We start from the raw sequence: 22,245 nt of genomic DNA on the forward strand, positions 1-22,245 counted from the left end.
GTGCTCATGCCTCGTGGTAGAAGCCCACGTTCACGCTGCGCGGCCCGGTGCGGTCCTGGATGACGATCTCGCCGCTGCCGCCCCGCGGCAGCCGCACGCCGCCGCCGTACTGCAGCGGCTGCGCGTACTCCCCGGCCACCAGCCGGACCACCGACGAGGGGTCCGGCTGCGAGCCGCGCAGCCACGTCACCTGCCAGCCGCCGTCCGCCGCGCACAGGAACTCCAGGTGGACGCGGGAGACGAACAGCCAGTCGTCGGGCGTGACCAGCCGGCACACCGACCGGTCCCGGCCCACCCGCAGCACGGTGCCCGGCTCGCTGGACGCCTCGGCCATCTGCATGCCCGCGGTGGCGCCCGCATCCGTCCCGGAGACGGAAGCCATGGTCAGTTCGAGCACGTGCGCTCCCTCGTGTCGCGTCCCTGCGCGGGCCCAACGTCCTTGCGCGACGGCCCGATTGCCGGTCCCGCCGCCGCATGATAAATCGCCCCGCGGCGCGCCGTCCGGCACAATGGCCTCATGACCGAGCGAAAGCCACCCGGCGTCAGCTTCGAGTCCTGGACCGACAAACAGATCCGCGACGCCCAGGCGCGCGGCGACTTCGCCCGGCTGCCCGGCGCGGGCAAGCCCCTGCCGAAGGACGTCGAGGCGCCCTACGAGGAACTGTGGTGGGTCAAGCGCAAGATGGCCCGCGAGGGCCTGACCGTCCTGCCACCCACGCTCGCGCTGCGCAAGGAGGCGGAGGACGCTCTGCTGGCGGCGCTGCGGGCGCCGAGCGAGCGGGCGGCGCGCAAGATCGTCGAGGACGTCAACGTCAAGATCCGCGACATGATGTACAAGCCGCCGCCCGGCCCTCCGTTGGGTCTGAAGCCGTACGACGTGGACGACGTCGTACGGCGGTGGCGGGAGGGCCGGGCGGGGCGGTGACCGCCTTCACCGTGTCGGCTCCGCCGACACGGTGGGCTCAGTGGCGCAGGAGGCGGTCCGCCAGTTCCCGGTAGTCGCGCAGGGCGAGGCGGAGTCGCTCGGTGTCGGTGGAGGCTGACGTGCCCTCGTCGGTGGATTCCCAGGACCTGCGCAGCGTACGGCGGCGCTCGGTCACGGCGTCCGTGAAGCGGGCGGCGATCTCCTCCAGGACGTGGTCGGCCTCCTCCACGGCCGCCCGGGGGCCGTCGACGAACGAGGACACCGACTGCTGGAGCCGCTGAGCGAGCTTGTCGCACTCCTCGCGCGGGAGCAGGGGGGACATGCGGGAGCCCGGTGCGGAGGGGTTGGCGGGCGGTGAGCCGTGCGGGACCGTTGCGCCCCGCGGAGCGGAGGTGCTCTGGGGGGCAGGGGTGCTCTGCGGGGCAGGGGCGCCGTACGCGACGTCGGGCCTGCTCGCCGGTTCGGCCGGTGCGGTGGGTGCGCCGGGCGTCCCGGCCGCCGAGGACGTCTCCGGCACCGCCGGTGCGGCCGGGCTGCCGGACACCCCGGAGGTCGTGGGCGCCAGAGGGGTCTCCGACTCGGGCGCCTCGCGGGCCGTCGCCGGGTCCTCCGGGGTCACATGGCCGGTGAGGACCTCGCGCCGCTCGAAGCGGTCCTGCTCGCCCGTGGGGCGTGTCTCGTCGCTCATGTTCCTCAACTCCCCTTCGCGTGACGGGCCCACGGCAGGTGCAGCCCGCGCCCGCCGCCCGTGTGGGCCGGCGTCCCGGTCCGACCGGTCCGTCCGGCGTTCTCGGTGCGCGCGACCTCGGAACGTCCGTGGCGCTCGTCGCGGGTCGGCCGGAGCAGGTCGTCGAACAGGGCGCGGGCCTCGACCATGGCCTCGCGCATCTCCTCGGTGCCGACGGGACCGTTGCCCGCGCCGTCGGCTCGGCCGTCGTAGGCGCCGTTCACGGGCGCGTGGGCGATGCGGTGGACCCGGCGGTAGCCGTGGACGTGGTGTCCGTGGTGGACGGACAGGGCGTCGAGCTGCTCCTCGTACCGGCCGCCGTCCGGGAAGCCCCGGTGCGCGGCCAGCTCTCCGAGCAGCCGGTCGGCCTCGGCGACCGCCTCCTGCGGCGCGTCGACGAACCGCTCCTGCGCGGCCGTCCAACGGGCCTCGAACCGCTCCCGCTGCGCCGGCTCCAGCGGCCGTTCGCGCAGGTCGGCGTGGCGGTCCACGCGCTGGGCCAGCTCTCGTTCGGCGGCCTTGTGGTCGCCGTCGTGCCGGGCCACGACCCGGTCGTACTCGGGCCCGAAGCGCCGCTTCAGGTCCCGTCCGCCGTGTCCGCCACGGCGGCGCATCATCAGGGCGGCCGCCACGACGACGACCGCGGCAATCAAAATCAGAGCAATGATCAAGCCAGTGGACATGGATGCCTTCCCGGTTCTCGACCCGACCGGCCCTCGACCGGGCCGGTCGTTCGTCCGGGTTGCCCGCGGACCCCCGCCCAAACTGGTTGCGCCACGGGCCGGCCCCGCCCGCACAATGGCGCATGACCTGGACGATCTCCCCGGAACCCGTCGAGTCCCCCGCCGCGCGACAGCTGTGGCGGGCGTACTACACCGAGGTCAGCGACCGCTGGTACCTCCTCCACCGGGGCCACCGCACCGACCCGGCCGAGCTGGAGCGGGAGATGGCCGCCGGCGCCGCGAACGGCCCGGCCGTTCTCCTCGTCGCCCGGTACGACGGGGTCCCGGCCGGCACGGCGGGCGTCAGCCCGACCTCCGACCCGGCGACCGCGGAGCTGACCCGCGTGTTCCTGCTCCCGGAGGCCCGTGGGAAGGGCGGCGCGGCCCTCCTGGTCGCCGCCGCCGAGTCCGCCGCCCGCGAACTGGGCGCCCACCGGATGATTCTGGACACGCGCAGCGACCTGGTGGAGGCACGGACGCTGTACGCCCGCCTCGGCTACGAGGAGACGGCACCGCACAACGACGAGCCGTACGCCGAGCACTGGTTCAGCAAGCGGCTCGTGGACGCCGGAGGCGGAAGGAGCGTCTGAGGCGGAAGGGGCGGGGGCGTGCTGTGGGGGCGGGCGGGCTGCGGAGGCGGGCGGGGCGAGGGCGGGCTGGTGGAAGGCGGCCGGGGCAGGACCGGACTGGTCGAGGGCGACCGGGGCGAGGCTCGCCGGGGCGGGGGACGGGGAGATGCCCGGCCCGTCCGGCCGGCGGCGGCGTGCCCCGCTCAAGCCGGCCGCCCCACCGCCCGTGCGTCATGCGGCTGTTCGTGGACCGAGCCGCACAGTTCGCCGTTCAGCTCGTGGACCAGCTGGACGAGGTCGGTGGGCCGGTCCGGGCCCCACCAGTCGCCGAGGAGTTCGGCGAGGGACTCCTCGCGGGCGCGGGCCAGCCGTTCGGCGACCGCCGCGCCCCGCTCGGTGAGGATCAGGTCGAGGCCCTCGCGGACCGCCAGCCGCCGCTCCTCGACCTGCCGGGCGCCCTCGATGACGACGCTCAGCGGGACGGTGCTGCGCTCGGCGAGCACGGCCGGCTCGACCCGGCCGTACCTCTTCATCCGCAGCAGCAGCCAGCTCGCGGCGGGCAGCAGGTCGTACCCGGCCCGCGCGGTGATCTTCCGGTAGACCTCGCGCCGCCCCTCGCGGGTGCCGAGCACCGACAGGGCCCGGCACACCTCGTCGTACGACGACCGCTCGACCGGGTTGCTGGCCAGCGTCTCGGTGACGTCGGGCGCGGTGACCGAGCCGCGCAGCCGGTCCTCGCGCAGGAACCAGGCCAGCACGAACGCGATCAGGGCGACGGGGGCGGCGTAGAGGAAGACGTCGGTGATGGCGGTGGCGTACGCGTGGACGGCCGGCGGCTGGAGCGCGGGCGGCAGCGCCTCGATGCCGCGAGGGTCGGCCTCCAGGGCGTCGACGGAGACTCCGGGCGGGAGTCGGGCGCCCCGGAAGGCGTCGAGCAGCTCGTCGTCGAGGCGGTTGGCGAAGATCGTGCCGAAGACGGCGACGCCGAAGGCCGCGCCGATGGAGCGGAAGAAGGTCGCGCCGGAGGTGGCGACGCCGAGATCCTGATAGGAGACGGCGTTCTGCACGATCAGCACCAGCACCTGCATGACCAGGCCGAGGCCCAGTCCGAAGACGAGGAAGCAGCCGCTGATCGCCAGGTCGGAGCTGTTCTCGTCCAGTTCCTGGAGGAGGAGCAGGCCGAGGGTGGTGACGGCGGTGCCGGCCAGCGGGAAGACCTTCCAGCGGCCGGTGCGGCTGACGATCTGGCCGGATGCGGTGGACGCCAGCAGCATGCCGGCGACCATCGGCAGCATGTGCACGCCCGACATGGTCGGCGAGACGCCGAGGACGACCTGGAGGAAGGTCGGCAGATAGGTCATCGCGCCGAACATGGCGAAGCCGATGATCAGGCTGATCAGGGCGGCGAGGGTGAAGGTGCGGATGGCGAACAGCTTCAGCGGCAGCACCGGTTCGGCCGCCCGCCGCTCGACGGCGACGAAGGCGACGGCGAGGACGACGGCGGCCGCCGCGAGCCCGGCGATCTGCGGCGAGGCCCAGGCCCAGGTGGTGCCGCCGAGCGAGGCGACCAGGACCAGGCAGGTGGCGACGGAGGCGATGAGCAGGGTGCCGAGGTAGTCGATGCGGTGCCGGGTGGAGCGGCGCGGTACGTGCAGGACGGTGGCGATCACGGCGAGGGCGACGACGCCGACGGGCAGGTTGATGTAGAAGACCCAGCGCCAGCTGAGATGGTCGGTGAACAGACCGCCGAGCAGCGGCCCGAGCACGCTCGACGCACCGAAGACCCCGCCGAACAGCCCTTGGTAGCGCCCGCGTTCACGCGGCGACACCAGGTCCCCGACGATCGCCATCGACAGCACCATCAGCCCGCCGCCGCCCAGGCCCTGGAGGGCGCGGTAGGCGATGAGCTGCGGCATGTCCTGCGCGAGCCCGCACAGCGCGGAGCCGATCAGGAAGATGACGATGGCCGCCTGGAACAGCCGCTTGCGTCCGTACTGGTCGCCGAGCTTGCCCCACAGCGGCGTCGCGGCCGTCGAGGCCAGCAGATACGCCGTGACGACCCAGGACAGATGGTCCATGCCGCCGAGTTCGCTGACGATGGTGGGCAGCGCCGTCGACACGATCGTCTGGTCGAGCGCGGCGAGCAGCATGCCGAGGAGCAGCGCCCCGATGGAGACGAGGACGTGGCGGGACACGTGCTCCGTCTGCTCCGAGGCCTCGCGCGTTCCGTGGGCCATACGCACCTCCCGGGGCCGGTGACTGGTGGCCTGTCCGGCCGGCGGCCGGTCCAGTCGACGGCCGGTTCGGCCAGTGGCTGGTCTCTTCCCCTCCCATCGTGGGCGGTGTGCCCGTTTATGGCCCGTCGAGTCCGGAAGGCCACCCTCCGGAATCGATCGTTCCGCTACCGAGGGGCGACCTTCCCGAACACCGCGCACACGAGATCTGCATAATTTCTGCCGTTCGCCGAAATGCCGGGGAACGAACCAGGGGAGGGAACGAACGCGTGGCGGAGCCGAAGGGGACTGCGTGCCCGGACTGCGGGGCGCTTCGGGGTGCGGACAACACCCCGTCGTGCGCCTGCGCACAACGGGCTTCCGACGCCCTGCGCGACGCGCGCACGGCGGAACAGGCGGCGGCGGAGGACTTCGACCCGCTGCGCATCCGGCCGTACGTCGACCTGGGCGCCGGCGGCAAGGACACCGCCCCGCCGCCGGCCGAAACGCCGGTGGAGGCGACGATGACGCTGCGGCCGGTGCCCCCGGGGGCCACCGGGGCTGCGCCCGACGCACACGACCTGAGCCTGTTCGACGCCGAGCACGGCGAGGAGCCCGGCGCCGACGGGCAGCGCCCCGCCCCGGCCGACGCAAAGGACCCTCGCCGGTCCCGCAGGCGTCGTACGGCGCTGCTCGGGGCGGCGGGTGCGGCGGTGGCCGTGGTGGCGGCGGCCGGGTTCGCCGGCGGTCTGTTCTCGTACGACACTCCGTCGCGGGACAGCGCCCTGCCCGAGGACGTACGGGAGGCGGTCCCGGCCCCGACCAAGGCCGAGCAGACCGCTTCCGCCCCGTCGCCCACGGCCGCCGCGTCGGCGTCGCCCTCGGCCACGCCGTCCCCCTCGGCGACGCACAGTCCGTCCCCGACGCCGACCCCGTCGTCGTCCAGCGCCTCGCCGTCACCGTCGAAGACGGCCTCGCCCACTCCCACGGCGTCGACGGCACGCGCCACCGACTCGGCCCGCCCCGCCGACGCCCAGGTCCTGCGCCGGGGCGACCGGGGCCCGGAGGTCGTCGAACTCCAGACGCGCCTGAAGGCGGTGTACATCTACCACCACGCCATCCACGGCCACTTCAACGAGGAGGTCGAGGACGCCGTGCGCACCTACCAGGTGTGGCGCGGGGTGCAGGGCGACGAGCCCGGCGTGTACGGGAAGGCGACGCGGGAACGGCTCGAAGCCGAGACGGGGCACCTGCAGTCGGGGGGTTGAGGGCAGGTCGCGGGCGGAGGACCGAGGGCAAGGTCCTGGCGGGGGAACTGAGGCAGGATCCCGGCGGCGCAGGGGTGAGTACGGATCCCGGCCGGGAGCCGGGGGCACGGTCTCGGCGGCGGGCCTCGGCGGACCGCCGCACCCCCGGCCGTGGGGCGACCCCGCCCGGCCGGCTCCCCGGCCTCAGCCGGCGGACACCCGCAACGTCCCGTCCCCCACAGCCTCGACCCGCACCTGCGTGAGGTCCCGCACCGTCACGTCCGTCCGGTGGAGCCCGGCGCGCGGGCCGATCCCCACCACGCGCATCCCGGCGGCGCGTGCGGCGGAGATCCCCGCGCCGGAGTCCTCGAAGACGACGCAGTCGGCGGGCGCGACGCCCAGTTCGGCGGCGCCCTTGAGGAAGCCCTCGGGGTCGGGCTTGCTGGCGCCGACCGACTCCGCGGTCACCCGCACGGCGGGCAGCGGCAGCCCGGCGGCGGCCATGCGGGCGGTGGACAGCTTGACGTCCGCGGAGGTCACCAGGGCGTGCGGCAGCCCGCGCAGGGAGGCGAGGAACTCGGGCGCGCCCGGCACCGGCACCACGCCGTCCATGTCGGCGGTCTCCTCGGCCAGCATCCGGGCGTTGTCCGCGTGGTTCTGCTCCATCGGCCGGTGCGGCAGCAGCACGGCCATGGAGGCGTAGCCCTGGCGCCCGTGCACGACCTTCAGCACCTCGTCGCCGTCCAGCCCGTGGCGGTCGGCCCAGCGCCGCCAGACGCGTTCGACGACGGCGTCGGAGTTGACCAGCGTGCCGTCCATGTCGAGCAGGAGGGCACGGGCGGTGAGCACGACGGGGGCCGTCATCGGCAGCTCCAGGACGGGGGCGGGAGGAACCAAGGCGGCCCCGCCCGCCGGTCAGGGAAAACGGGCGGGAGCCACTTTGTTTCCTCACGGTACAAAACAACCCCCTCCCGACGCCACCGCCCGCGGCAACCTTTCACCTTCCGTTCAGCCGGCCCGAGGGCCGCGCCGGGCCGGGCGGGAGGCGCCGCGGCCGAGCCGGCCTCCGGTCGGACCGGGGCCGCACGCCCACGTCACCCCGTGACGGCCTCCCACAGGCTCCACGCCCCCAGCCCCAGCATCAGCAGCGCCGCGATCCGCGTGATCAGCTGGAGCGGCACCCGCTTCATCAGCGCCTGTCCGCCGACGATCCCGAGCCCGGCCACCGCCCACAGCGCCAGCACCGCGCCCAGGCCGACGGAGAGCGGGTCGTCGTAGCGGGCGGCGAGGTTCGCGGTCATGATCTGCGTCAGATCACCGAACTCGGCGACGAGGATGAGCATGAACCCGGCCCCGGCGACCTTCCAGAAGGACTGGTCCTCCGGCTTGCGGATCTCCTCGTCCCCGTCAGTCTTCTTGAGCATCAGCATCGCCGCGCCGCCGAGGAAGAGCACGCCGGTGAGCGCGTGCACGAGCTGCTGCGGCAGCAGCGTCAGCACACTGCCCGCCGCGACGGCGAGGACGACGTGCAGCGCGAAGGCGGCGGCGACGCCGGCGAAGACGTAGGAGGCCCGGTAACGGGTGCCGAGGACGAGGCCGGCCAGCGCGGTCTTGTCCGGCAGCTCGGCCAGGAAGACGACGCCGAAGACGAGCGCCGTGACGGTGAAGCTGATCAAGGTTCCTCAATCGGTCGGGTGCGCCCCGCCGAGAGTGTGCTGCGCACTGCGTTCACGACACCTCGGCACGGCGGCACACACGGGGCCCGCGCCGGACGGCACGGACGTGCACTGCTGGCCGAAGGTCTCGCCGGCCGACCCCCGCGTCCCCTGACGCTGGGCCTGCCTCCGGGCGCCGGCTCAGACGAGCTGAGCAGTATGTCGACGGTCCGGCGAAGAGCTACTCCCCTTCTGCGCCGTCCATCGTACGCGATCCCGACCCACGCCTCGTCGCCGCCCGCCACTCGACCCCGGCCCGCATCTCACCCCCCGCCCGCCACTCGACCCCGGCCCGGCCTCATTCACGCCCGGCCGCCCGTCCCGCCACGACTCCCACCGTGCGCCTCACCCCCCGCCCGGCGCCCGCCCCCCGCGTACGCCTCATCCCCGCCCGGCACGCCGTCCCCGCCTCCGGCACGCCGTCACTGCCACACGAACTCCCCCGCGCGACCTTGTTGTGTCATGCGCACGTCACTAGCTTCTTACTGTGCGCACACCCACGCGCAATGCCGTACCGCGAGCATTCCCTCGCTCGCACCCCGACACCCTCGTCCCCCAAGGGAGTTCGCATGTCCAGGTTCTACGCGCGTCGACGTTTCGGCGTCGTCGCGGCCTTCTGCGCCTTCATCGCCTCCGTGGCCCTCTTCCAGGCCCCCGCCGCCAACGCGGCCCTGCCCACCCCGGTCAGCGGCGCCACCGCCCGCTCCTACCTGGCCTCCCTCCCGGTGAAGACCGAGAACCGCACCGGCTACAGCCGGGACCTGTTCCCGCATTGGATCACCATCAGCGGCGCCTGCAACACCCGCGAGACCGTCCTCAAGCGCGACGGCTCGGGCGTCGTCACCGACTCCTCGTGTGCCGCCACGAGCGGCAGCTGGTACTCGCCCTACGACGGCGCCACCTGGTCCCTCGCCTCCGACGTCGACATCGACCACCTCGTCCCGCTCGCCGAGGCCTGGGACTCCGGCGCGAGCAGCTGGACCACCTCCCGCCGCCAGGCCTTCGCCAACGACCTCACCCGCCCGCAGCTCCTCGCGGTCACCGACAACGTCAACCAGGCCAAGGGCGACCAGGACCCGGCCACCTGGATGCCGTCCCGCACCGCCTACCGCTGCACGTACGTCCGCGCCTGGGTCCAGGTGAAGTACTACTACGGCCTCTCCGTCGACTCGGCGGAGAAGAGCGCGCTGACGAACTACCTGGCGGGCTGCTGACGCCGACTGCCCGGCGGGCCGCCGAGGCGGAACCCGGCGGACCTCGGACGCGGAACCGCCCGGCGGGTTGCCGGCCCGTGTGTTCCGCCCCGTTCCGCCCGGACACCCGGCCGCCCGATCTCGATCCGGCAAACCCTGTGGGTTCCGCACCGGAATCTCCCCACGGCCCTCCGTCGTTCCGTACCGTACGGGGCGACGGAGGAGGGCGATGACGTGGCGGAACTGCGCCTGGGGCCACTGCTGAGGTACGTCGACGGCTCGTCCGCGACCGTCTGGGTCGAGGCGAGCCGTCCGTGCACCGCCGAGGTGCGCTGCGCGGACGGCGCACGCGCCGAGGCGCGCACCTTCCAGGTCGGGGGCCACCACTACGCCCTGGTGCCGGTGACCGGCCTCACCCCGGACACCTCCACGGCGTACGAGGTCCTCCTCGACGGCACGCCGGTCTGGCCGCCGCCCGACTCCCCCTACCCGCCCTCCCTCATCCGCACCTCCCTGGCCGACGGCCCGCTGAGGGTCGCCTTCGGCTCCTGCCGCTGGGCCGCGCCGCCGGCCCACGACTCTCCCGTCCACCGCTCCTCCGGCCACGAGAAGGACCCCGTCGGGCCGGACGCCCTGGACACCCTCGCCGCCCGCATCGCCGCCGACCCCACGGCCGAGCGCCCCGACGTCCTGCTCCTCCTCGGCGACCAGGTGTACGCCGACGAGACCTCCCGGGCGACCCAGGAGTGGCTGGCCGGCCGCCGCGACCTCGGCCGACCGCCGGGGCCCCAGGTCGCGGACTACGAGGAGTACACCCGGCTCTACTACGAGTCCTGGCTCGACCCCGAGGTGCGCTGGCTGCTGTCCACCGTGCCGACCTGCATGATCTTCGACGACCACGACGTCATCGACGACTGGAACACCTCCGCCTCCTGGCTCGCCGACATGCGGGCGACCGGGTGGTGGCGCGAGCGCGTCCTCAGCGGCCTGATGTCGTACTGGGTGTACCAGCACCTCGGCAACCTCTCCCCCGCCGAACTGGCCGCCGACCCGCTGTACCGCTCCGTACGGGACACCCCCGACGCCACCGACGTCCTGCGCGCCTTCGCCGACTCCGCCGACTCCGACCCCACCACCGCCCGCTGGAGCTACCGGCGCGACTTCGGCCGCGTCCGGCTGGTCATGGTGGACAGCCGCGCGGCCCGCGTCCTGGACGAACGGCACCGCTCGATGCTCGACCCGGGTGAGGCGCAGTGGCTGCGCGAACAGGTCCTGGACGACCGGGAGTCGTACGACCACCTCCTCATCGGCACCTCCCTGCCCTGGCTGCTGCCCCACCTGGTGCACGACGTCGAGGGCTGGAACGCCATGCTCTGCCGCGGCGAACGGGGCCGGCGCTGGGCCCGGCTCGGGGAGAGGATCCGCCGCGGGGCCGACCTGGAGCACTGGTCGGCGTTCCCGGAGTCCTTCGCCGCCCTGGCCGACCTGATCGCGGAGGCCGGTTCCGGCCCGGCGGCGCCCGCGACGGTGTGCGTGCTGTCGGGGGACGTCCACCACGCCTACATCGCCGAGCCGGCCTGGCGCGACGCCGCCCCCGACGCCCGCGTCCTCCAGCTCACCTGCTCCCCCGTCCACAACTCCGTCCCGCTGTCGATCCGGATCGGCTTCCGCTTCGGCTGGAGCGCCGTCGCGCGTGCCCTGGGCCGCGGTGTCGCCCGGCACGGCCGGGTCCCGAAGGCGCCGGTTTCGTGGCGGAAGACGGGCGGCCCGTGGTTCGGCAACCAGCTCATGACGCTGACGCTGCACGGACGTTCGGCGCGGCTGCGGCTGGAACACGCGCGGGCGGAGGCGGAGGGGGACGGGTCGCGGTTGGTGACGGTGGAGGAGACGTCGCTGGACAAGTGACACAGTGACGTCAGTGACACCAGTGACATCAAGTGACCTGCTGTCACGGTCGGTCGGTTCCCGCCACGGCCGGCGCACGACCGCTTCCGTGACGGCCGACGCACGACCGGTTCCCGCCACGGCCGGTGCACGATTGGTTCCCGACACGGCCGGTTCGACGACGCAGTGGCCGGAACCGCCCATGAACGCCGTGGCCTCACGAGTGACCCAGCTGCGAAGGGACGACATGAGCTTACGAACGCCGCCCGATGCGGTGCCGCCGGCCGGCCTGGTTCCGCCCTGCGCGCTGGGCGGTCTGTGGGCCGTGCGGCACGGGCAGAGCACGGCCAACGTCGCTTTCGCCGCGGCGGAGGCGTCCGGTTCCACCGCGCCGGTGCCCGGCCGGGACCGGGACGTTCCGCTGTCCGAGCGGGGCGCCGCGCAGGCCCGCGCGCTGGGCGGCTGGCTGGCCGGGCAGGCGCCGGAGACCGGGCCGGACCTGGTCGTGTGCTCCCCCTACGCCCGCGCGCTCCAGACGTGGGAGGGGATGGCGGCCCGCGCCGCGGAACTCGGCGGACCGCGGCCGGACATGCTCGTCGACGAACGGCTGCGGGACCGGGAGATGGGCGTCTTCGAACTGCATCCGCCGACCGCGCTGCGGGCCCGGGCCCCGGAGGAGGCGGCCCGGCGGGAACTGCTGGGCGAGTGGCACTACCGGCCACCCGGCGGGGAGGCCCTCACCGACGTCGCCGTACGCGTCGGCCAGTTCGTCTCCGACCTGGGGCGGGCCGCGCCCGGACGGCGGGTCCTGGTCGTCGCGCACGACGGCGTGGTCATCGCCCTGCGCCACGTCCTGGCCGGCATCGGCGCCGCCGCGCCCGGGGAACTCCCGCCGGTCCCGAACGCCTCGGTGTCCCACTGGAACGGCGACGGCCTCCGGCTGCGTCTGGCCGTTTGGGGCGACACCGCCCACCTGACCCCACCGGGCGACACGGAAGGAACGACGCACGCATGACCGACCACTCCCCCACCGACCCGATCCTCGCTCACGTCGAGCCGGTACCCGGCGGCCTGTACGGGGACCAGCCCTACGAGGCGGCCCTCGCCGACCTGCGGTCGGCCGTGGCGGAGGTCTCCGCCGCACTGCGCGACGCCGACGGCACGCGCGCCGAGCAGCTCACCCACTACCAGCGGGACCTCAACCGCGCCCAGCTCCAGCTGCGTCCGGACGACACAGCCGCTCTGGAGCGCGCGCACGCGCTGTCCCGTACGGTGCGCCGCTACCTCGCCGGCGGGGCCGCGTGAGCCCGACCACCGAGGGGCAGCTGCCGCCCGAGGAGAACCGGCGCATCTTCCGCGAGCAGATCGCGCCCGTCTACCTGGACGGCAGCACCCCGCAGCGCGCGCCGGTCGCCGTGATCGTGGCCGGGCAGACCGGGGCGGGCAAGACGGCCGTGACCCGCATGGTCAAGGACGCCCTTGACCGCAACGGGGAGACCGCCTGGATCAACATGGACTTCTACAACCCCCACCACCCCGACTACGCCCGCTGGCAGGCCGAACGGCCGCAGGAGGCCGACGCCCTGGTCCGGCCGGACGGAGACGCGTGGTGGGAGCAGGCACAGAGTTACGCGCTGGAGCGCGGCTTCAACATCCTGCTGGAGTCCGCCATGGTCACCGCGGCCGAGTACGAGGACATCTGCCGGCGCATCCGGTCGGCGCCGCTGCCGCCCGGCGTCGCCCCGTACCGGATCGAGACGGCCTTCGTCGCCGTGCCCGGCCCGGTCAGCCGACTGGGCATCATGTCCCGCTACGTGGAGGAACTCCAGGAACGCGGGCACGGCCGCCTGGTCGACCCGGAGATCCACGACGCCGCGCTCGCCGGGGTGGTCCGCGGTGCGGCGGCCTTCGAGGCGGAGGGCCTGGGCGACTACGCGGTCGTCATGCGCCGCGACGGCCACACCGTCCACGCCCAGCCCATCGCCGCCGGCCAGGCCGTACCGGAGGACCGGCTGCAGCTCGTGGCCGCGATCAGGAACGAGCACGCCCGCGTGCAGTCGCCCGCCGAGGCCGCCCAGTTCGCCGCCCGGCACGCCGCCGCGACGCTGATCGCGCCGGACTTCGCGGTGCCGGAGCTGGACTACATCGCCCGCGCCGCCGCGCCCCTTCTGCCGCCGCCGACCGCGCCGTGGCGGGAGGTGTCCGCGCGTGCCGCACAGCTGCGCGGCACGGCTCCGGCCGGGCCCGACCCGACGCTGCTCGCCCGCACCGACGCCGACGTCGTACAACTCCTCGCGCGCACCCTCACCGATCGCCACACCGCCCTGTCCACGGGCGCCGCGCAGGCCGCCGTACGGCATGAGGCGGCCGCTGAACGGTTCCTCGGGGAACTCGCCCGGCGCGGGGCGCTCACCCCCGACCAGCGGTCACAGGAACGGCAGCAGCGCCAGACCCTGCGCACCGCCGCACACCGCGCCGTCGGCGAACCGGGCTCGCCCCCGCCCGCCCTGCCCAGCGCCGCGGCCGCGCGCAGCCGGTCGGCCAGCGTCGTCCGGCCCCCGGGCAGCGGTCCGGCCACGCAGGGCCCGGCCGCCGCCCCACGGCCCGGTCACGGCACCGAGCAACGCCGCGGCCGCGGCAGATGACGCAGCGGACGACGCTGTTCGTCGTTCGTCGGTGGTGGTACGGGTCGTGCGGATCGCACGTGCCCCTGACCGCCGCGGACGACTGCCACGCATGCCCGCCGCGAACGACTGCCGCGGACGTCAGCCGAACGGCACCGTGAAGCAGGCGACGCGCTCCCCCGCGCCGCCGGGTACGTCGTGGATCACGACGGAGGACGCCTCACCACGCCGGAACCGCCAGTCGTGACGGGCGACGGCGTGCCCCTCGCCCCGGCGGTCGGCGGCGAAGTCGAGCCAGACCTCGTTGTCCGGGCTGACGTGGTGGGGGCCGGCGCCGGGCCGGTGCTGGTAGTGTCCGCCGGCCGCGGCCGGGTCGGCGCCGCAGGGCTCGCGGTGGACGTGGACGCCGTAGTGGTGACCGGGCCGGACGCCGGCGACACGGAGTTCGACGGTCATGGCGCCGCCGCCGCGGATCCGCTGGCCGACGGCGATGCGTGCGCCGACGGGGACGAGGGCCCGGTCGTAGGTCACGGCGGCCCGGGTGTGGGCGGCGGAGGGCGGGGCGAAGCGGGCGTCGGTGTGGAGGGAGTACGGGGAAGGGTCGCCGCCGGTGAGGAGGACGACGGCGAGGGCGCCGGCGCATATGGGCACCATGGGTCACGTTCCTTCGGTCGGTGGGCCGGCCGGCTGTCCGGCCGATCCCTCCCTCGTTGCTACGGGAGCCGGCGCGACCCCGCCCCCCGGGGAGCGCCGGGAGGGTGAGGCGGCGTCTCGCCGGGCACGGCGATGAGGCGATGGCACCGGCCACGCGTTCGACCCGTCGGACCCCCACGATCCTCCCGGCCCTCCTGTCACACCCGAGGCGTACGCTGTATGGCTTACGGGGGATGACGGGGAGTGACGGGGGACCGCGGTGCTGGAGAGTGTGGGGGAGCTGACGGGCAGCCCATGGATATACGCCATGGTGGCCGTGTCGGTGCTCCTGGATGTGTTCCTGCCGGTGCTGCCGAGCGGCGTGCTGGTGATCATGGCGTCGACGGCGGCGGCAGCGGGGGCGGCGACGGGGCAGGTGGCGCGGGACGTCCCCGACATCGTGATCCTGGTGCTCTGCGCGACGACCGCGTCCGTGCTGGGCGACCTCCTGGCCTACCGTCTGGCCTGGCGCGGCGGCCCCCGCCTGGACCGGGCCGTGGCCCGCTCCCGCCGGCTGAGCACGGCGCAGCGACGCCTTGGTGCGGCCCTCACTCGGGGCGGCGGCCTGCTGGTCGTGCTGGCGCGCTTCGCCCCGGCCGGCCGCTCGGTGGTCTCCCTGATGGCGGGCGCGGCCCGTCGCCGTGCCCGTGACTTCCTGCCCTGGTCGGCGCTGGCGGGCCTGGCCTGGGCGGCGTACAGCGTGGCGCTCGGCTACCTCGGCGCCCACTGGCTGGGCGCGACCTGGCTGGCGACGGGCGTCTCGGCGCTGGCGCTGGTGGCGGCCGGAGCCGGGGCGACGTACGTGATGCGCAGGGAACCGGGGGCCGGGGAGCCGGCGTAAGCCCTACCCCGCCTGCTCGCCCACCGCCGCGACGGCCCGGCGCGCCTGCCCCTGCCCCCGGACTTCGAGTTCGGCGAGGAGTTGGGCCGTGGCCTCGGCGACGGCGTCGACGGCGCGGTCGAAGACCTCCCGGTTGTGCGCGGCGGGGGCGCGGAACCCGGACACCTTGCGCACGTACTGGAGGGCGGCGGCGCGGATGTCGGCCTCGGTGGCCTCTTCGGGCAGCGCGGGCGGACGAAGCGTCTTGATGCTGCGGCACATGAGACCAGTGTGCCTCGCCGGGCCGCCGAGCGACCCGTATATGAACGTATGAACGGCATCTATGAACGCATGAACGGCATCGCGCCCCGGGCGCCGCCCCGAGCCCCACTGCCCGCACGCCACCCGACCGCTCGGCATGGGCAAAATACTTGACCGTTTAATCTCCGGCAGGACCGCTACCCCGTACCACCCTCCGAGACGGCCGCCGACGATCTCCGCAGCAATTCACTAAACCGGTTGCTTAACTCTCGCACCGGCATGGACAACGTTGTCGCACATCCGGCACAGTCGGCACGTCGCAGGGACCTCCCCCTTCCCCTCTTTGCGAGAGCCGCCCACGCAACGCCACTCGACGCCACGCAACGCAAGGCCAGGCAACGCCACGCCGCAACAAGGAGACAGCCATGCCCAACCCCGCCGTGAACCGCCGTTCGTTCGTCCTGCTCGGCGCCACCGCCGCCACGGCCGCCGTGGCGGCGGGCGCCGGGATGCCCCGGGCCGCGGCGGCGCCCGCCGCCCCGGTGCCGACGGGCGCGCCGACGCGCGTCCGGATCGCCGACGACAAGGCGACGAGCGCGACGCGCGCGCTGTTCGCGTACCTGATGCGGCAGCAGGGCAACGGCATCCTGTTCGGCCACCAGCACGCCCTGTCCTACGGCTTCACCTTCACCACGCCGGACGGCAGGACGTCCGACACCAAGGCGGCGGCGGGCGACCACCCCGCCCTGTTCGGCTGGGACACCCTGATCCTCGACGGCGACGAGCGCCCCGGCAGCAGGGACGCCACCGAGGCCGAGAACATCGCCGCGCTCAGCCGGTGCCTGCGGCAGGCGGACGCCCTCGGCGGGATCAACACGCTCAGCGCCCACATGCCGAACTTCGTCACCGGCAAGAACTTCTACGACACCACGGGCCGCGTCGTGGGCCAGATCCTCCCCGGAGGCGCGAAGCACGCGCAGTTCAACGCCTTCCTCGACCGCGTCGCGGCGGCCGTCAAGGGTGCGCGCCGACCGGACGGCACGCTGATCCCGGTCATCTTCCGGCCGTTCCACGAGAACAACGGCGGCTGGTTCTGGTGGGGCGCCGGCCACACCACCTCGGCGGAGTACATCGAGATCTTCCGCTACACGGTCGAGTACCTGCGGGACACCAAGGGCGTCCGCAACCTGCTCTACTCGTACTCGCCCAACTCGAGCTTCGGCGGCGACCCGACGGGTTACCTCAAGACCTACCCGGGCGACGGTTACGTCGACGTCCTCGGCTACGACGCCTACGACAACTCCGCCGGCTCGGACGCCTGGCTGGAGGGCCTGGTGAAGGACCTGGCGATGGTGGTCCGGCTGGCCGAGGAGAAGGGCAAGGTCCCGGCGTACACCGAGTTCGGGGAGAGCGGGGAGGAGGGCCGCAACCCGCGGTGGTTCACGAAGCTGCTGGGCGCCATCGAGGCGGACCCGCTGGCGCGCAGGGTGACCTACATGCAGACCTGGGCCAACTTCGGGGGCGAGACCCGGCAGTACGTGCCGACGCCGGGCCACGCCCTGCACGCGGACTTCGTCGCGTACGCCGAGGACCCGTACACCGTCTTCGCCGGCGACCTGCGAGGCGTGTACGACGCGCGCACCGCTGCCGTCCCGAACGCGCCGTTCATGCACCTCGTGACCCCGACGGACCGGCAGCGCCTGACCAGCCCCGAGAGCACCGTCCGGGTACGGGTCGCGCACGGGACGGCGAGCCGGGTGACGTACGCGGTGAACGGCGGACCGGCCCGGCGGCTCCGCCTCGACGCCGACGGCTTCTACTCCGGCGACTGGCCGATCGACCCGGCCTGGCTGGACAACCGGTCGGTGACCCTCTCGGTGGACGCGCGGGTGCACGGCAGGACCCTCACCGACTCGAGCCTGGTCCTGCTCGGCGAGGTCGCCCCGCTGCCCGCCGGGTGGATCGACGACTTCGAGGGGTACGCCGGGGACGACGCCACCCTGAGCGAGGCCTACAGCCACGTCAACGCCAACACCACGACCCTGTCGGCCGAGCACAGGGCCTCGGGCTCGTACGGGCTGGCCTACGCGTACGACTTCACCTCCGCCGGCTACACCGGCATCGGCAAGACCGTGGACGCGGACTGGACCGCCTTCTCGTCGCTGGTGCTCTGGCTGCGGGGCGACGGCTCGTCGAACGGCGCGACGCTCCAGATCGTGTCGAACGGCGCCTACTTCGAGTACAACGTCCCGCTGTCCGACACCACCGGACGGGAGATCCGGGCTCCCTTCAGCGAGTTCCGGCCCGCCCCGTGGGACACCGGGCACGCCGGGGAGGTCCTGGACGCGGGCTACCTGGCCAGGGTGGCGACGTTCAACCTGTACCTCGGCCACGGCGGCGGCCCGGCCAAGGGCACCGTGTACGTGGACGACATCAGGGCCGAATGACCGCCCCGCCGCCGGCCTGGCAACTCGCACACCAAAATCGAACAGGCGTAGCATTGCCGTGTGGCTACGACCTATGACTTCCCCAGCGACCTCCGCGCCGGCCAGGAGGAGCTGCATCAGGTCCGGGCCGAGCTGTCGGCCCTGCTGAAGCGGCTCCCCTGGTCGGTCGAGCCCTTGGACGGCTTCACCGACGACTCCTCCTGGCGCAAGATCGAACGCCCGGCCTCCCCCGGCTGGACCCCCGACGAACAGGCCGAGGTCGAAAAGCTCCGCCGCCGCGAACACGAACTGGCGGTCTTCGTCACGACCCACCGCTACTGGTCCGAACTGACCGGCAAGGACCGCGTGACCGCCCGCGCGGAACTGAAGCACGCGCACGAGCCGCCGGCCGACGGTGCCGAGCAGTGAGCCGTCAGGACCTGGCCACGCCGCGCCGTCGTGCCGCCGTCACAGACGCGATGGAACAGCCACTCCCTTTTTCCTCGACGTCGACGGCCTCACGGACGCCGACTTCGCGGCGCTCGCCGACTGGCTCCGACTCGTCGCACCGGGATGAACACCACATCGGCTCTCACGGCCGAGCTGCCGCACAGGGGGACCGTGGCCGGAGGGCAAGTCGGGCGCACGAAAGAGGTCCCGTTCCCTCCCCGGCCAGGGGGGAACGGGACCTCTCCAGGAACTGACCCTGTGGGCGCGGACGGTTTCGAACCGCCGACATCCGCCTTGTAAGGGCGGCGCTCTACCGCTGAGCTACGCGCCCAGGACGAGTCGACAGCCTACCTTGCCCGAGGGACTGTCCCGCAAACCCGTCAGCGGCTCCGGCCGGGGGTTATCCCCACCCGGGATCCGGGAGGTCGCCGGATCCCCGTGCGGACGGCGGAACCGTACGGTCGAACCAGTCAGCATTCAGGTCCGGCGGCAGCGCGGGACAGCAGGGGGAGATCGATTTCCATGGGCCGTTTCCGATTCCAGTCGGACCAGCATTCCGGGTCCCGTCCGTCCCGTTCCGGCAACCGTTCCCGTCCGCTCACGCGCTCCGCTCTCGGGGCCGCCGGGCTCGGGGTGCTGCTCGTCGGGCTCACCGGGTGTGCCTCCGCCGAGGAGGACAAGGACGCCGAGCGGCGGGCCTTCGCGCTGAGCGGGCGGACGCTCACCGTCGACTCCGACGACTCCCGGCTCGAAATAGTCGCCGTGGAGGGGGCGAAGGAGGGCGAGGTGCGGGTCACCCGGTGGTTCGACGGGTCCGTGGTCGTGGGGAAGGACCCCAAGGTCTCCTGGGAGATGCAGGACGGCGACCGCCTGGTGCTGCGCCTGCACTGCTCGGGGTTCGTCGCCGACTGCGAGGCCAGGCACCGGATCGAGGTGCCGCGTGGCGTCGCCGTCAAGGTGCGGGAGGGGGACGGCAGCGTGCGGGCCAGCGGGTTCCGGGAAGCCCTGGACATCCGGACCGGGGACGGGTCCGTGCGGGTCGAGGACGTCACCGGTGCCGTCAAGGTCAGGACGGGCGACGGCTCCGTGCGCGTCGGCGACGTCGACGGGGCGGTGAACGTCGAGACGGGCGACGGTTCCGTGCGGGTCCAGGGCGTCAGCGGGGCCCTGGACGTGCACACGCGCGACGGGTCCGTCCGGGCCGACGTCGATTCGCGCGAGGTGCGCACCCGCACCGGGGACGGATCGGTCGACCTGCAGCTCGGCGTCATACCCGACCTCGTCGAGTCGCGCAGCGGAGACGGGTCCGTGACCATATCCCTGCCCCGGGCCGCCTACCGCGTCAGCACCGAGACCGGCGACGGAGGCGTGGACGTGTCCGTGCCGCGGGACGAGCGGAGCGAGCACGTGGTGACCGCTCGTACCGGCGACGGGAAAGTCACCGTGCGCACGGCGAACTAACGCGCCCGTGTGTTCGTCCTTAACCGGTGGGACAATGACACCGGGCAGGGCGGATGACAGCACGGGAGAGGCATGTGACGGCGATACCGACACCACCTCGGCCGGATTCGCCGTCATCATGGCCGTCGTCGTCGCGCGCCGAGCGTCCGTCCGCCTCGCGGGCAGAGCCTCCGTCCGCCTCGCGTACCGCCGCCCTCGACGCGCTGACGCTGCTCGGGCTGCCGCTGCTCGCCGCGCTCGTGCTGCCCGCGGCCTTCGCCGGCGGTGGCACCCGGCGGTGGTTCGGCGGGCGGGCCGAAAATCAGCGGGCCGAGGCGCAGGCGGCCAAGGACGCCGCCGCGGAGGCGTTCTACGAACTCGACACCGCCCAGCGCGACCTGCGGATCTCCATCGAGACGATCAGCACCGTCGACGACTCCCCCGCCGCCCGCCGCGCAGCCGCCGACTTCGAGGCGCTCGGCCGGCGCATCGACGAGGCCAGCCACCGTTACATCAGCGCCGTCGACGCCCACGATCTCGACCGGGACGATCTGGAGGCCTCGGCCGCCGCCAGTGCCCGCGCCGAGCTGACGCGGGCCAAGGACGAGCTGGGGCAGGTCAAGGGGGACCTGGACCGGTTCGCGGAAGGGCTCGGTCCGCTGCTGGGGAAGGCCGAGACCCAGCTGGCCCGGCTGGCGCCGGCCGTCGAGCGGGCCCGGCAGTCGCTGCTCGCCGCGTCCAACGCGCTGGACGCCGTACGGGCGTCCGGGCTGCGGGCCGACGACCTCGCGGCCCGGCTCGCCGCCCTCGCCCCCGAGCTGACCAGGCTCAACCAGGGCGCCGGACGGCACGGCGTGGCACAGACGCTGGAGCGGGCCGAGCGGGTCTCGCGGGAGGCCGAGGCGATCCGCACCGAGGCGGAACGGCTCCCTGAGCGCGCCGCCGAGATCGACCACCGGCTGGTCTCGCTACGGACCCGCGCCCAGGCCCTGACCACCCGCGCGGGGCAGGTCGAGCCGGTGCTCAGCGAGCTGCGGCGGCGCTTCACGCTCGCCTGCTGGCAGGACCTCCAGCATGTGCCCGACCACGCCGCCGACCACATCCGGCAGGCCGAGCAGAAGCTGACCGAGGCGCGGGCGGCCCGGGAGGAGCAGCGCTGGGCCGACGCCACCGCCCTGCTGTCCACGGCCCGAGCCCTGCTGAACTCCACCGACGAGGCGGTGTCCGCGGCCGGAGACCGGCTGCGGCGGCTCAACGCCGTCCAGAAGGATCCGAAGGAGGAGATCGAGCGCACCCGGTTCGCCATCCGGGACGCCCAGCGGCTGGCGATGGCGGGCCGCCACACCCCCGACCCGCGGCACGCCCGCCCACTGGACGACTCCGTGGCCCGGCTGGAGCGCGCGATCGGCACGCTGGAGGAGGGGCGCCACCCCGACTACTGGCACTTCCTGACGGAGACGGAGGCGGTACGGCGGACCGTGGCGCGGGTCGTCGCGCAGATCCGGGAGGAGCGCGGGACCGCCGCGCACTGAGCTGCCCGTCGCCCGGACCGGCCCCAGGTCCTGGCTCCCGCCGCCCGCCGCCCGTCGCCCGTCGCCCGTTGCCCGTCGCGCCCTGCCCGCTCCGCCGGGCCCTTGCCGCCCCACCCGCGGGCGTCATGTTGCCCGCCGCCCGATAGGGGCACATATTAAGGGGACGTACGCCCTCCACCGGCAACCGCGACGAGGAGGCGGACATGGCCACACACGCAGTGCACCGGGGCGGGGACGCCGGGCGGCGGATCAGGTTCGACGAGCATCTTCCGGTCGACCACCGCCTGAACAGGGTCTACCGGATCGGCGCGGGTCTGATGGGCCTGGTGCTGGTCGCCTTCGGCATCCTCGGCCTGATCGACAAGGTCGGGTTCTTCGACACCCGGGGCGACGAGGTCGCCGGGCTGAGCACCAACGGCGCCCTGAGCGTGCTGTCCATCTGTGTCGGGCTGCTGCTCTTCGCGGGGATGGTGATCGGCGGCAACTTCGCCTCGACCCTGAACATGGTGGTCGGCATCGCGTTCATCCTCAGCGGCTTTCTGAACCTGGGCCTGCTGAACACGGAGTACAACTTCCTGGCGTTCCGCATCCAGAACGTGCTGTTCAGCTTCGTGTTCGGCGTGGTGCTGATGGTCTTCGGAATGTACGGACGGGTGGGCTCGGCGCTGCCGCACGACAACCCGTACTGGCGCGCCCGTCACCCGGACCTGGTCGAGCCGGAGCCGCGCGAGCGGCTGTCCCGCGGGTCGACCAAGGCTGCCGACCGGTCCCTGGAGCCACCGCGGGACGCCGGTTAACCTGTGC

22 protein-coding genes and 1 tRNA gene are annotated in these 22,245 nt (G+C 73.7%); 14 read left to right on the forward strand and 9 right to left on the reverse strand.

The features are described from left to right. Window positions 1-4: 4 nt before the first annotated feature. Entirely contained in the window at window positions 5-397 is a 393-nt protein-coding gene (locus ABZY13_RS19355; RefSeq protein WP_356632227.1) for a hypothetical protein, read from the reverse strand. A gap of 120 nt (window positions 398-517) precedes the next feature. Between ABZY13_RS19355 and ABZY13_RS19360 the strand changes: the two genes are divergently transcribed. Next, the gene (locus ABZY13_RS19360; RefSeq protein ID WP_356632229.1) at window positions 518-925 is read left to right on the forward strand and encodes a DUF1992 domain-containing protein; all 408 of its coding nucleotides are present in this window, start codon (window positions 518-520) and stop codon (window positions 923-925) included. Between the two features lie 37 nt (window positions 926-962). Here the strand turns inward: ABZY13_RS19360 and ABZY13_RS19365 are convergent, their stop codons facing one another. Then, entirely contained in the window at window positions 963-1,613 is a 651-nt protein-coding gene (locus ABZY13_RS19365; RefSeq protein WP_356632231.1) for a hypothetical protein, read from the reverse strand. A 5-nt stretch (window positions 1,614-1,618) separates the two neighbouring features. Beyond that, the gene (locus ABZY13_RS19370) at window positions 1,619-2,335 is read right to left on the reverse strand and encodes a hypothetical protein (protein WP_356632233.1); all 717 of its coding nucleotides are present in this window, start codon (window positions 2,333-2,335) and stop codon (window positions 1,619-1,621) included. Between the two features lie 122 nt (window positions 2,336-2,457). Here ABZY13_RS19370 and ABZY13_RS19375 point away from each other — a divergent pair, with 122 nt between their 5' ends. Then, window positions 2,458-2,964, forward strand: a complete 507-nt coding sequence (locus ABZY13_RS19375; RefSeq protein ID WP_356632235.1) for a GNAT family N-acetyltransferase — start codon at window positions 2,458-2,460, stop codon at window positions 2,962-2,964. A 182-nt stretch (window positions 2,965-3,146) separates the two neighbouring features. Here the strand turns inward: ABZY13_RS19375 and ABZY13_RS19380 are convergent, their stop codons facing one another. Next, window positions 3,147-5,180: an MDR family MFS transporter gene (locus ABZY13_RS19380; protein ID WP_356632237.1), complete on the reverse strand. Its 2,034-nt coding sequence runs from the start codon at window positions 5,178-5,180 to the stop codon at window positions 3,147-3,149. A 266-nt stretch (window positions 5,181-5,446) separates the two neighbouring features. Between ABZY13_RS19380 and ABZY13_RS19385 the strand changes: the two genes are divergently transcribed. Further along, window positions 5,447-6,424 carry a peptidoglycan-binding domain-containing protein gene (locus ABZY13_RS19385; RefSeq protein WP_356632239.1) on the forward strand — a complete coding sequence of 326 codons (978 nt, stop codon included), beginning with the start codon at window positions 5,447-5,449 and terminating at the stop codon, window positions 6,422-6,424. A 183-nt stretch (window positions 6,425-6,607) separates the two neighbouring features. On the opposite strand, the gene ABZY13_RS19390 is transcribed toward ABZY13_RS19385, so the two are convergent. Both ABZY13_RS19390 and ABZY13_RS19395 read right to left on the reverse strand, forming a co-directional pair. After that, window positions 6,608-7,267 carry an HAD family hydrolase gene (locus ABZY13_RS19390; protein ID WP_356632241.1) on the reverse strand — a complete coding sequence of 220 codons (660 nt, stop codon included), beginning with the start codon at window positions 7,265-7,267 and terminating at the stop codon, window positions 6,608-6,610. Between the two features lie 230 nt (window positions 7,268-7,497). After that, window positions 7,498-8,079: a TMEM165/GDT1 family protein gene (locus tag ABZY13_RS19395; protein WP_356632243.1), complete on the reverse strand. Its 582-nt coding sequence runs from the start codon at window positions 8,077-8,079 to the stop codon at window positions 7,498-7,500. 608 nt (window positions 8,080-8,687) lie between these two features. Here ABZY13_RS19395 and ABZY13_RS19400 point away from each other — a divergent pair. The 5 genes from ABZY13_RS19400 (at window position 8,688) to ABZY13_RS19420 (ending at window position 13,840) form a co-directional block, all read left to right on the forward strand. Beyond that, window positions 8,688-9,332 (forward strand): HNH endonuclease family protein, encoded by a 645-nt coding sequence (locus ABZY13_RS19400; RefSeq protein WP_356632245.1) that lies wholly within the window; start codon window positions 8,688-8,690, stop codon window positions 9,330-9,332. A gap of 213 nt (window positions 9,333-9,545) precedes the next feature. Next, window positions 9,546-11,216 (forward strand): alkaline phosphatase D family protein, encoded by a 1,671-nt coding sequence (locus tag ABZY13_RS19405; RefSeq protein ID WP_356632247.1) that lies wholly within the window; start codon window positions 9,546-9,548, stop codon window positions 11,214-11,216. Window positions 11,217-11,442: 226 nt separating this feature from the next. Then, on the forward strand, window positions 11,443-12,210 hold the full coding sequence (locus ABZY13_RS19410; RefSeq protein ID WP_356632249.1) for a histidine phosphatase family protein: 768 nt from the start codon (window positions 11,443-11,445) through the stop codon (window positions 12,208-12,210). Next, window positions 12,207-12,500 carry a hypothetical protein gene (locus tag ABZY13_RS19415; protein ID WP_356632251.1) on the forward strand — a complete coding sequence of 98 codons (294 nt, stop codon included), beginning with the start codon at window positions 12,207-12,209 and terminating at the stop codon, window positions 12,498-12,500. The genes ABZY13_RS19410 and ABZY13_RS19415 overlap by 4 nt, the downstream gene beginning before the upstream one ends. Beyond that, window positions 12,497-13,840 carry a zeta toxin family protein gene (locus tag ABZY13_RS19420; RefSeq protein ID WP_356632253.1) on the forward strand — a complete coding sequence of 448 codons (1,344 nt, stop codon included), beginning with the start codon at window positions 12,497-12,499 and terminating at the stop codon, window positions 13,838-13,840. Before ABZY13_RS19415 ends, ABZY13_RS19420 begins: the two co-directional genes overlap by 4 nt. A gap of 120 nt (window positions 13,841-13,960) precedes the next feature. On the opposite strand, the gene ABZY13_RS19425 is transcribed toward ABZY13_RS19420, so the two are convergent. After that, entirely contained in the window at window positions 13,961-14,473 is a 513-nt protein-coding gene (locus ABZY13_RS19425) for a superoxide dismutase family protein (protein WP_356632255.1), read from the reverse strand. A 259-nt stretch (window positions 14,474-14,732) separates the two neighbouring features. Here ABZY13_RS19425 and ABZY13_RS19430 point away from each other — a divergent pair, with 259 nt between their 5' ends. Beyond that, on the forward strand, window positions 14,733-15,353 hold the full coding sequence (locus ABZY13_RS19430) for a VTT domain-containing protein (protein WP_356632257.1): 621 nt from the start codon (window positions 14,733-14,735) through the stop codon (window positions 15,351-15,353). 3 nt (window positions 15,354-15,356) lie between these two features. Here ABZY13_RS19430 and ABZY13_RS19435 read toward each other — a convergent pair whose 3' ends face one another. Further along, on the reverse strand, window positions 15,357-15,614 hold the full coding sequence (locus ABZY13_RS19435; RefSeq protein WP_356632259.1) for a DUF2277 domain-containing protein: 258 nt from the start codon (window positions 15,612-15,614) through the stop codon (window positions 15,357-15,359). 404 nt (window positions 15,615-16,018) lie between these two features. Between ABZY13_RS19435 and ABZY13_RS19440 the strand changes: the two genes are divergently transcribed. Together ABZY13_RS19440 and ABZY13_RS19445 are read left to right on the forward strand one after the other, a co-directional pair. After that, window positions 16,019-18,040, forward strand: a complete 2,022-nt coding sequence (locus ABZY13_RS19440; RefSeq protein ID WP_356632261.1) for a glycosyl hydrolase — start codon at window positions 16,019-16,021, stop codon at window positions 18,038-18,040. A gap of 60 nt (window positions 18,041-18,100) precedes the next feature. Further along, on the forward strand, window positions 18,101-18,448 hold the full coding sequence (locus ABZY13_RS19445; RefSeq protein ID WP_356632263.1) for a hypothetical protein: 348 nt from the start codon (window positions 18,101-18,103) through the stop codon (window positions 18,446-18,448). Window positions 18,449-18,728: 280 nt separating this feature from the next. Here ABZY13_RS19445 and ABZY13_RS19450 read toward each other — a convergent pair. Beyond that, a tRNA-Val gene (locus ABZY13_RS19450) sits at window positions 18,729-18,800 on the reverse strand. 191 nt (window positions 18,801-18,991) lie between these two features. Between ABZY13_RS19450 and ABZY13_RS19455 the strand changes: the two genes are divergently transcribed. From ABZY13_RS19455 to ABZY13_RS19465, 3 genes are all read left to right on the forward strand, one after another. Beyond that, complete coding sequence (locus ABZY13_RS19455) at window positions 18,992-19,930, forward strand: DUF4097 family beta strand repeat-containing protein (protein WP_356632265.1); 939 nt, start codon at window positions 18,992-18,994, stop codon at window positions 19,928-19,930. A 74-nt stretch (window positions 19,931-20,004) separates the two neighbouring features. Next, on the forward strand, window positions 20,005-21,441 hold the full coding sequence (locus ABZY13_RS19460) for a hypothetical protein (protein WP_356632267.1): 1,437 nt from the start codon (window positions 20,005-20,007) through the stop codon (window positions 21,439-21,441). Window positions 21,442-21,644: 203 nt separating this feature from the next. Beyond that, a complete protein-coding gene (locus ABZY13_RS19465) occupies window positions 21,645-22,238 on the forward strand; it encodes a DUF4383 domain-containing protein (protein ID WP_356632269.1) in 594 nt (197 codons plus the stop codon). Window positions 22,239-22,245: the final 7 nt, after the last annotated feature.

The sequence above is a fragment of the Streptomyces sp. NPDC006610 genome, assembly GCF_040611575.1.
Lineage (GTDB): Bacteria > Actinomycetota > Actinomycetes > Streptomycetales > Streptomycetaceae > Streptomyces.

Excerpts from the sequence above, each read along its gene's own strand:
- ABZY13_RS19410 (WP_356632249.1), top strand. The coding sequence starts at position 11,443 with ATGAGCTTACGAACGCCGCCCGATGCGGTGCCGCCGGCCGGCCTGGTT.
- ABZY13_RS19465 (WP_356632269.1), top strand. The coding sequence starts at position 21,645 with ATGGCCACACACGCAGTGCACCGGGGCGGGGACGCCGGGCGGCGGATC.
- ABZY13_RS19360 (WP_356632229.1), top strand. The coding sequence starts at position 518 with ATGACCGAGCGAAAGCCACCCGGCGTCAGCTTCGAGTCCTGGACCGAC.
- ABZY13_RS19375 (WP_356632235.1), top strand. The coding sequence starts at position 2,458 with ATGACCTGGACGATCTCCCCGGAACCCGTCGAGTCCCCCGCCGCGCGA.
- ABZY13_RS19365 (WP_356632231.1), bottom strand. The coding sequence starts at position 1,613 with ATGAGCGACGAGACACGCCCCACGGGCGAGCAGGACCGCTTCGAGCGG.
- ABZY13_RS19390 (WP_356632241.1), bottom strand. The coding sequence starts at position 7,267 with ATGACGGCCCCCGTCGTGCTCACCGCCCGTGCCCTCCTGCTCGACATG.
- ABZY13_RS19415 (WP_356632251.1), top strand. The coding sequence starts at position 12,207 with ATGACCGACCACTCCCCCACCGACCCGATCCTCGCTCACGTCGAGCCG.
- ABZY13_RS19370 (WP_356632233.1), bottom strand. The coding sequence starts at position 2,335 with ATGTCCACTGGCTTGATCATTGCTCTGATTTTGATTGCCGCGGTCGTC.
- ABZY13_RS19440 (WP_356632261.1), top strand. The coding sequence starts at position 16,019 with ATGCCCAACCCCGCCGTGAACCGCCGTTCGTTCGTCCTGCTCGGCGCC.
- ABZY13_RS19400 (WP_356632245.1), top strand. The coding sequence starts at position 8,688 with ATGTCCAGGTTCTACGCGCGTCGACGTTTCGGCGTCGTCGCGGCCTTC.
- ABZY13_RS19380 (WP_356632237.1), bottom strand. The coding sequence starts at position 5,180 with ATGGCCCACGGAACGCGCGAGGCCTCGGAGCAGACGGAGCACGTGTCC.
- ABZY13_RS19435 (WP_356632259.1), bottom strand. The coding sequence starts at position 15,614 with ATGTGCCGCAGCATCAAGACGCTTCGTCCGCCCGCGCTGCCCGAAGAG.
- ABZY13_RS19425 (WP_356632255.1), bottom strand. The coding sequence starts at position 14,473 with ATGGTGCCCATATGCGCCGGCGCCCTCGCCGTCGTCCTCCTCACCGGC.
- ABZY13_RS19455 (WP_356632265.1), top strand. The coding sequence starts at position 18,992 with ATGGGCCGTTTCCGATTCCAGTCGGACCAGCATTCCGGGTCCCGTCCG.